The sequence below is a fragment of the Peribacillus psychrosaccharolyticus ATCC 23296 genome (assembly GCF_000305495.1).
Taxonomy (GTDB): domain Bacteria; phylum Bacillota; class Bacilli; order Bacillales; family DSM-1321; genus Peribacillus; species Peribacillus psychrosaccharolyticus.
Genome location: NZ_AJTN02000195.1, coordinates 1 through 10,011 on the forward strand (window position 1 = coordinate 1; position 10,011 = coordinate 10,011).

General features: G+C 39.1%; 11 protein-coding genes, 2 pseudogenes and 1 riboswitch. Of the genes and pseudogenes, 11 read left to right on the top strand and 2 right to left on the bottom strand.

The annotated features are described in order from the left end of the window. Nucleotides 1-9 precede the first annotated feature (9 nt). Together WYK_RS12170 and WYK_RS12175 are read right to left on the bottom strand one after the other, a co-directional pair. Nucleotides 10-456: an OsmC family protein gene (locus tag WYK_RS12170; RefSeq protein WP_040374764.1), complete on the bottom strand. Its 447-nt coding sequence runs from the start codon at nt 454-456 to the stop codon at nt 10-12. 256 nt (nt 457-712) lie between these two features. Then, nucleotides 713-1,311 (bottom strand): annotated as a pseudogene (locus WYK_RS12175) (nitroreductase family protein). A gap of 160 nt (nt 1,312-1,471) precedes the next feature. Between WYK_RS12175 and WYK_RS12180 the strand changes: the two are divergent. The 11 genes and pseudogenes from WYK_RS12180 to WYK_RS12230 all read left to right on the top strand — a co-directional run. After that, the gene (locus tag WYK_RS12180) at nt 1,472-2,389 is read left to right on the top strand and encodes a ring-cleaving dioxygenase (RefSeq protein ID WP_051387466.1); all 918 of its coding nucleotides are present in this window, start codon (nt 1,472-1,474) and stop codon (nt 2,387-2,389) included. Nucleotides 2,390-2,391: 2 nt separating this feature from the next. Further along, on the top strand, nt 2,392-2,997 hold the full coding sequence (locus WYK_RS12185; RefSeq protein ID WP_040374766.1) for an alpha/beta hydrolase: 606 nt from the start codon (nt 2,392-2,394) through the stop codon (nt 2,995-2,997). A gap of 71 nt (nt 2,998-3,068) precedes the next feature. Then, nucleotides 3,069-3,875, top strand: a complete 807-nt coding sequence (locus WYK_RS12190) for an MBL fold metallo-hydrolase (RefSeq protein WP_040374767.1) — start codon at nt 3,069-3,071, stop codon at nt 3,873-3,875. A gap of 81 nt (nt 3,876-3,956) precedes the next feature. Beyond that, nucleotides 3,957-4,066: riboswitch (SAM riboswitch) on the top strand. Nucleotides 4,067-4,169: 103 nt separating this feature from the next. Further along, a complete protein-coding gene (locus WYK_RS12195; RefSeq protein ID WP_040374768.1) occupies nt 4,170-5,147 on the top strand; it encodes an aliphatic sulfonate ABC transporter substrate-binding protein in 978 nt (325 codons plus the stop codon). 22 nt (nt 5,148-5,169) lie between these two features. Beyond that, nucleotides 5,170-6,009 carry an ABC transporter permease gene (locus WYK_RS12200; protein WP_040374769.1) on the top strand — a complete coding sequence of 280 codons (840 nt, stop codon included), beginning with the start codon at nt 5,170-5,172 and terminating at the stop codon, nt 6,007-6,009. 16 nt (nt 6,010-6,025) lie between these two features. After that, a complete protein-coding gene (locus WYK_RS12205) occupies nt 6,026-6,730 on the top strand; it encodes an ABC transporter ATP-binding protein (RefSeq protein WP_040374770.1) in 705 nt (234 codons plus the stop codon). Nucleotides 6,731-6,822: 92 nt separating this feature from the next. Next, a complete protein-coding gene (locus WYK_RS12210; RefSeq protein ID WP_040374771.1) occupies nt 6,823-7,266 on the top strand; it encodes a CoxG family protein in 444 nt (147 codons plus the stop codon). 492 nt (nt 7,267-7,758) lie between these two features. Continuing rightward, nucleotides 7,759-8,208, top strand: coding sequence for a hypothetical protein (locus WYK_RS12215; protein WP_040374772.1), 450 nt, complete (start codon nt 7,759-7,761; stop codon nt 8,206-8,208). A gap of 628 nt (nt 8,209-8,836) precedes the next feature. After that, nucleotides 8,837-9,160: a hypothetical protein gene (locus WYK_RS12220; protein WP_040374773.1), complete on the top strand. Its 324-nt coding sequence runs from the start codon at nt 8,837-8,839 to the stop codon at nt 9,158-9,160. Nucleotides 9,161-9,253: 93 nt separating this feature from the next. Next, nucleotides 9,254-9,622 (top strand): nuclear transport factor 2 family protein, encoded by a 369-nt coding sequence (locus WYK_RS12225; protein ID WP_040374774.1) that lies wholly within the window; start codon nt 9,254-9,256, stop codon nt 9,620-9,622. A gap of 153 nt (nt 9,623-9,775) precedes the next feature. After that, nucleotides 9,776-10,011: pseudogene (locus WYK_RS12230) on the top strand (sulfurtransferase); the annotation flags it as partial.

Below are 10,011 nucleotides of genomic sequence, written 5' to 3' on the forward strand. Positions count from 1 at the left end.
CCTTTTTTGTCATTTAAAAGTCACATGGGCGTCGAGCTCAATCTCAACATTTCCTTTAATGGCACGAGATATCATACAAGAGGTCTCAGCTTTTTGCGCTAACTTTAAGGTACGCTCCAAGTCCTTTTCTGAGCTTGAGTCCGGCAGAATAATATGAGGACGGTGGATAATCTTTTTATATGTAAATACTCCATTTGTCACATCAACAATCGCTTCCGACTGCATGGACAGACTTGTTGTAGTCAGTCTGCTTCGCTCCAGCATAGCAGCAAGGGTAATGATGTAACAGGTTGATGCCGCACCCAGCAGCATTTCATCTGGGTTTGTACCTACACCAGGCCCATCCATTTCATGCGGGATGCTGATCTCCGTTTTTAAGTTCCCACTTTCAATGGACCCCACGTCATTTCTTCCACCGGGCCAGTCCGCTTTCAAAAAAAAGTGATGTTCTGACATTTAGCTACCTCCAAAATATTCATTTATCTATTAGTCTATAGGAGAAATTTGAAAATGTAAGTTTTTTTGCTTACTAGCCAAAAAAAGGTTTTGCACAGAAATTCGATTGAAGTGCACTTGAAATGATTAGTTTTGCACAGAAAAGCTCTCCTTTTGCACACAAATTTGCAGTTTTGCACAGAACAGATCATTAAAGCATAATAGAATGACTTAATTTCAACAAGAAAAACGTGCAGATTGACTGCACGCGTAGTTCTTATTGATAATAGTAAATATGTTTTTCAAGAGGCGGGTATTCTTTTTCTCCTGGTTCTTGTAGTGGTTTTCCAAAAGGCATTTGGGCTCTAAGTAACCAAGTATCAGGTACATCGAATTCTTTTTTACTTCATCATCAATTAAAGGGTTATAATGCTGAAGACTTGCACCAAATCCTTCTAATTCTAGGCCTGTCCAAATGGTAAATTGAAGCATACCGGACGATTGCTCGGACCATATTGGGAAATTCTCTTTATAAAGCTCGAACTTTTTCTGAAGACCTTGGATTACAGCTTGATCCTCAAAGAAGAGTATGGTTCCATACCCATTTCTGAAAGAAGCCAGTTTTTCTTCAGTCGAGGAAAAAGAATCTGGTGGAACAACCTTCTGTAGTGTTTCTTTTGTGAGCTGCCATAGATTTTCATGGCTTTTTCCAGTAAGGACAATTACCCTTGCACTTTGTGAATTAAAGGCAGATGGCGTATATTTTACAGCAAAATCAACAATTTCCTTGATTTTTTCATCAGACACAATCGGTGTGTTATCAATTGCATAATAGGAACGTCGGTGACGGATTGCAGAATAGAAATCGTTATTCATTTTGATTCCCCCTTTTTATAAATTAGCTGACCAGACTAGTATGTCCATTTCCCTGAATTTTAGAAAAGAATTGACATGTACTCTGAATTAATATATCTTTAATTCAAGATAAAAACGAAAGAGGGGAAGTACGGTGCAAAAAACAGCAGGTATTCATCATATGTCCGCCATTGTTGGAAATCCTCAGGAAAACGTAGACTTTTATGCAGGTGTATTAGGTATGCGTATGGTCAAGAAAACAGTAAACTTTGATGATCCAGGCACCTATCATTTATATTTTGGAGATGAAGTTGGTTCTCCAGGTTCCATCATTACCTTTTTCCCTTGGCCGAACGCGCGCCAGGGCAGAATTGGATCTGGACAAGTGGGGATTACGGTATATGTTGTTCCAGAGGGTTCGCTTTCTTTTTGGGAAAAACGTCTCAAAACGTTCAACATAAATTTTGAAAAAACAACTCGTTTTGGAGAAGAGTATTTAGATTTTCTCGATCCACATGGTTTGCATTTAGAAATGGTTGCTCGGAAAAGTGGTAAGAATAGTAATTGGACGTTCGGAGGAGTACCAACTGATAAAGCAATTAAAGGCTTTGGAGGAGCTGTTTTGTTGTCGTCTCGGCCTAATCAGACGATGGAAGCCCTAACAAATGTGCTTGGACTAGTTAGAGTTGATGAAGAAGGAGATTTCATTCGTTTTCAATCTACTGCTGAAATCGGAAATATTATCGATGTTAAGAAAACGGTTGTACCGAAGGGTTCGATAGGGGTAGGCACGGTTCACCATATTGCATGGCGCGCGATTGATGAGGATGACCATAAAGAATGGCGTGAGCATATATCGAACTTTGGTTACAATGTTACACCATTTACCGATCGCCAGTATTTTGATGCAATTTATTTTAGAGAAGAGGGAGGAATCTTATATGAGGTTGCAACGGATCCTCCCGGATTTGCTCATGATGAATCAGTTGAAACAATGGGTACAAAGTTGATGCTTCCACCTTGGTTAGAAGAAAGACGGGTTCAATTAGAAAATACTTTACTGCCGGCTGTACCAAGAATACTTAAGGAGGATCAGTAATCATGAAACATATTTTCCAAGAAGGAAATAAAGAAGCACCTGTCCTTTTACTTTTACATGGAACGGGAGGAACAGAGGAGGATTTACTTGGATTAGCTGAGATTGTATCTCCACAGTCTGCTGTTTTAAGTGTCCGTGGAAACGTACTTGAAAACGGGATGCCGCGCTTTTTCCGCAGGCTTGCTGAGGGTATATTTGATGAAGAAGATCTTCTCTTTCGTACAAAGGAACTAAATGATTTTATCGATACGGCTGCAGAAAAGTACCAATTTGATCGCGAAAATGTGGTTGCACTCGGTTATTCAAATGGCGCAAATATAGCTGCTAGTCTTTTGTTTCATTATCAAGGATCATTAAAAGGAGCGATTTTACATCATCCGATGGTACCAAGACGAGGTGTCACGATTCCTGACCTTTCGAATACTCCAGTGTTCATTGGTGCAGGAAAAAATGATCCGATTTGTGCTCCAAAGGAAACTGAAGAGCTTGCAACTCTTCTTCAGGCAGCCGGTTCAGTTGTCCAAGTGAAGTGGGAACAGTATGGCCATCAGTTAACCCGAAATGAAGTAGATGCTGCAGCTGCCTGGTTTCAATCCTATTTTTCATAAGCTAACACCCGTTTGAACGAATCGTTTAAGCGGGTTTTTTTGATATAATAGGCTAAAAAAGGGGGATGTAAATGATTGTTTTTCAGAATGAGACCGTTGTCGTTTTTCAAAGTTCGCTGTATCAAACCACCTCAACGCTGATCGATGCAGAGACGGCTCTGCTGCTAATCGACCCTGCGTGGTTACCGGCAGAAGTAAGTGAAATCCAATCTTATGTAGCTGCTATTCGAAGAGGAAGACCACTTTATTTGCTCTTCACTCATAGTGATTTTGATCACATTATTGGTTACGGAGCATTTCCAGAGGCAATAGTAATCGCTTCAGCAGCCTTTACCAATCATCCGGCAAAGGACTATCCAGTCAAACAAATCCATGACTTTGATACGAAATACTATCTAAAACGATTTTATCCGATCTCTTATCCGGAGGTAGAGGTTGCGGTTGCCAATGACGGCGAAACAATGAAGGTTGGGAATTGTGCACTTACCTTTTACCTTGCTCCTGGCCATACCAATGATGGTCTGCTTACGGTCATTGAACCAGAGGGAGTCCTGGCCGCTGGTGACCACTTATCAGATGTAGAGTTTCCTTTTATTTATGACAGCTATGAAAGCTATCTGGAGACGATTAACAAAATAAAGAATATAGTTGATTCAGGAAACATAGAGATATTAATTCCTGGACATGGCAGTGTAACGAATTCAGAGAAAGCCATCCAACAGCGTGTAAATCAGTCCATTCACTATTTACACTCTCTGAGACAAAGTGATGGTCATGAAGAAGTTACGGAACAATATGAATTTTTTGAAGGAATGAAGGATGTACATTTACATAATGTCAAAGTGGCCGCTAGGAAAGAATCACAATTTGAAGATTAAAAATTCAGAATATTATTGACAATGAAATATTTGTGCTATATACTTCATACAGATAAATACCTTAATTAAATAGTAATGACACTCTTATCGAGAGCGGCGGAGGGAATAGGCCCTGTGAAGCCCGGCAACCATCAAGCGAAAGCTTGAAAAGGTGCTAAATCCTGCAGATCAATTGATCTGAAAGATGAGGGAGGATTTTTAAAAAAACCCTCTTCTTATTTTTTGAAGAGGGTTTTTTATGGTTATTAAACCAAGTAAGCAAATCGGTATTCTAGAAAAAATGGAGGTACGAAGATGAAGAAATGGGCTATATTATTGGCATTAACAGGATTAGTACTTGCAGGTTGCTCAAACAATGCGAGCGGAACTGGAAAGGACGGAAAACCAAAGAAAATCATTCTTGATTATGCGTACTATTCACCAGTTAGCTTGGTATTAAAAGATCAGGGGCTGGCTGAAAAGAAATTTAAAGAAGAGGGCATTGATGTCGAGTTCGTCCTCAGCCAAGGTTCAAATAAGGCGTTAGAATTCCTTAGTTCAGATAGTGTTGATTTCGGTTCAGCGGCTGGTGCGGCAGCATTGCTCGCCAAAGAAAAGGGCACGCCCATTCAAACCGTCTATATTTCCTCAAAGCCGGAGTGGACGGCACTTTTAGCCAAAAAAGGGAGTATACAATCAGTAGCTGATTTAAAGGGGAAAAAAGTAGCGGCTACGCTGGGTACCGATCCTTATATTTTTCTATTACGTGCCTTAAAGGAAGCTGGATTATCAGAGAAAGATGTTGAAATTGTTAACTTACAGCATAGTGACGGAGCTGCAGCTGTTCAATCAGGTGATGTAGATGCTTGGGCAGGTCTCGATCCTCATATGGCTAAGGTAGAATTAGAATCAGATATTCAAATCTTCTACCGCAATCCTGACTTTAATAGTTTTAGCACGTTGGATGTTCGTGAGGAGTTTGCCAAGAAGTATCCCGAATATGTTGAAAAAGTTCTTGAAGCGTATGAGGAAGCTCGACAGTGGACAATTGACCATCCAGATGAAACAGCAGAGATTCTAGCGAAAGAAGCAAGCATTTCAATTGAGGTTGCAAAAAAACAACTGGAACGTACGGATTATTCTAACCCGGTTCCTGGTGATGAACAAAATTCCATTATTACTGGTTCAGGAGAGGTACTTAAAGAAGCTGGTTTATTAAAAGAATCAACCGATGTTAGTAAGCTGACAACTGAGTTGCTAAATCCGACATACGCGGACAAAGTCACCAAGTAATGGAGAAGAGAGGGAGAATAGGATGTTAGAGCAAAGTAATCGTGCGCTTAAATTAGTTCAATTAAACAAAGTTAAAACTGCTAGTAAAAAGCCGCGGAGTAATCGAAGACTTCTGCTGGGTAGCATCCTGCCGGTGTCGTTAGTCATTTTATGGGAAGCAGCAAGCAATATGGGGATTATTGAAGCCCATTTGCTTCCAGCACCATCTGCCATTATAGCTAGCTTGTATCAAATGGTGTTGGAAGGAACTCTTTGGGGACATCTTGGATCGACGTTAACAAGAGTGTTTGCAGGATTTTTTATTGGAACGTTTGCTGCCATAATTATTGGTTCATTGGTTGGTTATCTAAAAATCATAGAAGAACTAGTTGATCCAATTATTCAAGCGCTTCGATCCATTCCATCGCTTGCGTGGGTGCCGTTGTTTATTCTCTGGATGGGAATTGGTGAAACCTCGAAGGTGACACTGATATCAGTTGGGGTGTTTTTTCCAGTCTATCTGAATATGGTGGCGGGGATAAGGGGTGTGGATCGTAAACTGATTGAAGTCGGTAAGATATATGGGTTTACTTCCTTTCAAATTGTCCGCAGAATTATTCTTCCTGCCTCACTTCCATCATTTTTGACTGGAATCCGCAGCGGACTTGGACTTGGATGGATGTTTGTTGTGGCGGCAGAAATTATGGGGGCAAGCAAAGGGCTGGGGTACCTGCTGATTGTCGGCCAGAATACGTATTCTCCAGATACCATAATCGGCAGTATTCTTCTTTTCGCTATCCTAGGTAAACTAACCGACTGGTTCTTGAAAGTGATTGAAGAACGTTCACTAAGGTGGCAGGATAGCTTGGCTAATCAACATTGAGAAAGAAGGAATCAAAATGTTATCTGTAGAACAGGTTTCACGGACATTTAATCATAAACAGGCTGGTTTAATAGATGTTTCTTTTTCCGTGGAAGAGGGAGAAATCATTGGGATACTAGGAACAAGCGGCTGTGGAAAAAGCACCTTGCTGCGCGTCCTGTCAGGGTTGGATAAGGAGTACACAGGGAAGTTTAGTCTTGAGAAGGAAGATGTCGGAATGATGTTCCAAGAACCGAGGCTGATGCCTTGGCTGACAGTTGAACAAAATGTAGCCTTCGGACTGAAGGGGGATCAAAAGGCAATCGTCCACGAACTGTTGGATACGGTAGGACTCTCTGGATTTGAAAAGCACTACCCTAAGGATCTTTCAGGAGGCATGTCTCAACGGACAGCCATTGCGCGGGCACTTGTAACAGAACCGGAAGTACTTTTACTTGATGAACCATTCAGTGCGGTAGATGCTTTTACAAAAATGCAGCTGCAAGAATTATTACTCTCTATCTGGAAAAAGAAAAATACGACGATGCTATTAGTTACTCATGATATCGATGAAGCCTTATATCTTTGTGATCGTATTCTCATTTTAAAGGGGCAGCCAGGTGTATTAGCTGAGGTACTCACAATCAAACAGTCCAAACCAAGAGATCGTACTGACCCTGACTTAGCTTCCATAAAAGCTGAAATATTACATGTACTTGATTTGCGGGAAACCGCATCCTAAGATTTTAGCTATTTTACTCTTAAGGTTCTATACAGTTTGGACAATATAATACAGTAGGAGTGAAAGTAACTAGACAAAATGAGGTGGGACTCTTGCCAACTGGGCTGCACAGCATAAAAATGGCTTTACCAATTGAAGACATTTGGGAATTTGTAAGCAAGGTAGAGAACTGGGCACCGCTTGTTCCTGGCTACATCAATCATACTGTTTTAAATGAAAATCAGGTTACCTGGAAGTTTAAAGGCGACTTAGGCTTGATGAAGAAGAAAATAGAGCTGATTGTCGATATCATTGAATGGAAAGGACCGAGTAAAGTAACATTTGACCTCACTGGTCTGAATGAACCTTTTACTGGCAGCGGCTACTTTTTAGCAGAAGCAATTGATCCAAGGAATACGAAGATGACCGGTTTTTTAGATATAACTGCGAGCGGGTTGAAGGCGCCAATCGCCAACCCGTTATTGAAAACATTCGTGCCGCAAATGGCAGAAGACCTTGCAGAAGCCATAGCATCCGAACTCAAGAAAAAACACTAAGGAGCGCCCGCAGATCATTCTTACTGCGGGCGTTGTTTAGTGATCGTTTACTGCGCTAAACCTAGAGGTCATTTCGGTGAGCATAAATCGGGTACCTGCTGAAAATCCGACGAAAAGGAAGGAATCAGCTCATCTAATCTCTCTTGTATTTGTTGCTCATTTACTATGTCTTCTAGTTCAGCTACTAACTTCATCTTCTCTTGAGATTCATCCCAAAGGAGTAATCTGTTCAGCATACTAGCATTGATGATATCACTAAAGAGTTGACCATGAAATTCTGTTTGAACAGAAGAGGATTATTCTCCTCTTCAGCCAATTTCACTGCCGGTTTCATATACAAGTCGAATACTTTTGTGCAAATGAAACACCTTTTAACATCTCAGCCAAAGATTTCAATGTTTGTTTAGAAAGTTAATAATATTTATTTTAAATATTCTGTATATATTTAGTATCAAATACTATAAATTAAATAACAATAGAAAGGGTGATGAAATGATGAATGATGGAATTATGACCTTATTAAGTGAAACATTTGAAGGTCCCAAAGGGAATGGGAGTTGGTTCACTGAATCAAAGCCTGGGAGTGGATTATTCGGCACTATTGATTTATTAAGCACTGAGGAAGCTTCCGTACTAGTCGAAGGAGTAACAATTGCCGCTCATACGGATCATACACGTTACCACTTATGGGCTAATAACCAACTATTAGAAGGTAAGGAACAGGATTTCAATTGGGAAGAGAGTTGGAAAATTGGAGCGGTGGGAAACGATGAATGGGAGCAAATAAAGAATGGGCTCCACCGTGAATACTTGAAAATGAGTGAACACATTAGTGAGGAGAAAAATCTTAAACCTTCTACGGCTACTATTCTCATAAGTGCGTTGGCTCATGCTGCGTATCATTTAGGAGCGATCAGGCAGATGATAAAGGTTGTTAAATAACTTTTGCTATCATGACACGTTTGAATAAGGACACATTATTCACAAGTTTAGTGTTCATATTAGAAGAGTTGGCCAGCACTCTATAGATTTGTTAGAAGAAGAATAACCGTCATTGATCTTCTAACTAGCCGATCAAAACTTTTTATGGAGACTTAATATGACGGTTGAATTTATCACTGGCGTTGGTAAATCATCTACTCTAGAATACTTCATAACAATTATTGAAGGAAATCATATGTTGAAATATGGTAAAATTATTTTCAAAAGAAGATGGGTGAACTAGTTAAGAGAATTGGTTACGAAGGTTCGTTTTAATTGCTCTTCTAATTGAAAGTACTTTGAAAACTAGATAGTTTCTAAAAAAGTCCTTTTGGTAATATCAACCTATTTACATGAGAATATGCAGGTCCTATCGAGTCCACAAATGGAATCACCCAAGTCAGTCCCAAATTGTTTTCCCTGAAAATTCATGGAAGCTATCTGCTTGTTATATCCTCTTTTACATTCAAATTAGAAAAATATTCTTGAAAAATTTACATAAATAGCTGATTAGGTAATCCAACTAGTAGCTGGATATTGATACTTTGGAATTACGTTAGATCATAACTTATAGAAACTGGGGTGATTTATGAAGGTGACGCAAAACGATCATTATCAAAAATTATTAAAAAGGCTTTGTAAGGCTGATGATATTTCTCCTCGGAAAGTGAGATTTGAAAATATTGAAGATTTAGTAATTATTCACGTTAAGAATCATTTGAAAGAAGGGGTGGATTTAGAAAGTTTTAAAATCTTAAATCTTATTCTTCAAACAGTCGTACCTTTAGGTATAAAATTCAATCAACAATTGATTTTATATCCAAGTGGAGACAGATTGGATCGAGTTGCAATAACCTTTAAAAAAGATGATTATATGTTACTAAATAAGAAACTAGAAGACGGGGATATTTAAATACACCCAGATTAAATCTAGCTTTTTATCTTAAATAGGTACAATTTCGAGAAAAAAACGGTCTATATTTTATAAGAAAAAAGGTGAGTAGTCTTGGAAAATATGTCTTATTTAAAAGAGCATTTACTTCAATTGGAAGAAAGGCTCTTAAAACCAGAAATTCGGGCATCAAAAGAAGAGCTTACTAATCTATTAGCAGAAGAATTTTTTGAATTTGGAAGTTCAGGTAAAGTGTTGTATCAAAATGAAAGTATTGGTGAAGAGGGTATAGGTGCAGTACGGATGAAGTTAAGTAATTTTGAAACTCATCCTTTGTCTGACGAAATTGTTTTAACTACTTACCGAATATATAATGAGGTAAATAAAAAACATTCATTGCGTAGTTCTATTTGGAAATTGAGAGAGGGAAGATGGAAAATGTATTTTCACCAAGGGACAATAACAAGTTCTTTATACGATTGAAAAATTGGCTGATTTATTTATTGGCTAAAACTCTAAACCTTAACTTTTGTTAGCTAAGGATTCCTCCAGTTTCAGAAGATTGACACCATACCCGCATGGGTATAAAATGTGACATAAAGTAAAATTCCTGAATATTTAGGGGGAGCATCATCAATGATTGTGATTCTGCTGATTTTTGTCGTGTTATTATCAGCTGTTATTTATAATAGATATGTTTCGGTGCCCTGTGTTCCATGCATGGAAACGGCCGAAATAAGCAAGGCTGATGTGGTGATTGTCGATATCAGAGATTATCAGGATTCTGCGAAGGATCCAATTGCTGGATCACTGACCATACCTGCAGCGTACTTGAAAAGGTATTCGGCAGAAATCCCTAAAAAGGCTCTGTA

Bases quoted from the DNA above. Each gene is read 5' to 3' on its own strand.
- WYK_RS12170 (WP_040374764.1), bottom strand. From the start codon at position 456: ATGTCAGAACATCACTTTTTTTTGAAAGCGGACTGGCCCGGTGGAAGA.
- WYK_RS12180 (WP_051387466.1), top strand. From the start codon at position 1,472: ATGTCCGCCATTGTTGGAAATCCTCAGGAAAACGTAGACTTTTATGCA.
- WYK_RS12185 (WP_040374766.1), top strand. From the start codon at position 2,392: ATGAAACATATTTTCCAAGAAGGAAATAAAGAAGCACCTGTCCTTTTA.
- WYK_RS12190 (WP_040374767.1), top strand. From the start codon at position 3,069: ATGATTGTTTTTCAGAATGAGACCGTTGTCGTTTTTCAAAGTTCGCTG.
- WYK_RS12195 (WP_040374768.1), top strand. From the start codon at position 4,170: ATGAAGAAATGGGCTATATTATTGGCATTAACAGGATTAGTACTTGCA.
- WYK_RS12200 (WP_040374769.1), top strand. From the start codon at position 5,170: ATGTTAGAGCAAAGTAATCGTGCGCTTAAATTAGTTCAATTAAACAAA.
- WYK_RS12205 (WP_040374770.1), top strand. From the start codon at position 6,026: ATGTTATCTGTAGAACAGGTTTCACGGACATTTAATCATAAACAGGCT.
- WYK_RS12215 (WP_040374772.1), top strand. From the start codon at position 7,759: ATGATGAATGATGGAATTATGACCTTATTAAGTGAAACATTTGAAGGT.
- WYK_RS12220 (WP_040374773.1), top strand. From the start codon at position 8,837: ATGAAGGTGACGCAAAACGATCATTATCAAAAATTATTAAAAAGGCTT.